This window comes from Micromonospora fiedleri, assembly GCF_016774385.1.
Classification (GTDB): Bacteria; Actinomycetota; Actinomycetes; order Mycobacteriales; family Micromonosporaceae; genus Micromonospora; species Micromonospora gifhornensis.
Window position 1 is genome coordinate 1 of the sequence record NZ_JAETXL010000098.1, and the last position, 449, is coordinate 449.

Genomic DNA, 449 nt, shown 5'->3' on the forward strand with positions numbered 1-449 from the left:
GCCGGGGCGCCCGGCGCGTGCCGGTAGGACACCGCCCGCGACGGGCGGTCCTGGGACCGGGAGGAGCTGGGGGTACGCAGGGCGGGCGGGCCGACCAGGCGGGCCACGTGGTCCAGGAAGTCGGCGGCGGCGGGCCCGGCGCCGGGCAGCTGGACGGTGGCGGCGCTCCACAGCGCGTCCATGCCCGCCTCGCCCCAGACCCGTACCCCCTGCCGGTAGCTCTGCAGCAGGGTCACCACGCTGATCCCGCGCGAGCCGAGGTGGCTGTAGAGGTCGGGTAGGTCGGAGATGCGGCACACGTTCGCCGCCTCGTCGAGGATGGCGGTCATCGGCGGGTCCAATCGTCCGCCCATCCGTTCGGCGGCGACCACCCCGGCCCGGATGACGGAGTCGGCCAGCCCGGCGATCACCCCGGCCGCCGAGCCGCCGCCGTCCTTGGAGAGCAGGTA

At 76.2% G+C, this 449-nt stretch carries 1 protein-coding gene; it reads right to left on the reverse strand.

Features of this window, described 5'->3' with window-relative positions; all coding sequences use genetic code 11:
* Window positions 1-449 (reverse strand): TraG/TraD/VirD4 family protein (locus JMF97_RS30815; protein ID WP_203224692.1); only part of this gene is annotated, 449 nt, incomplete at both ends.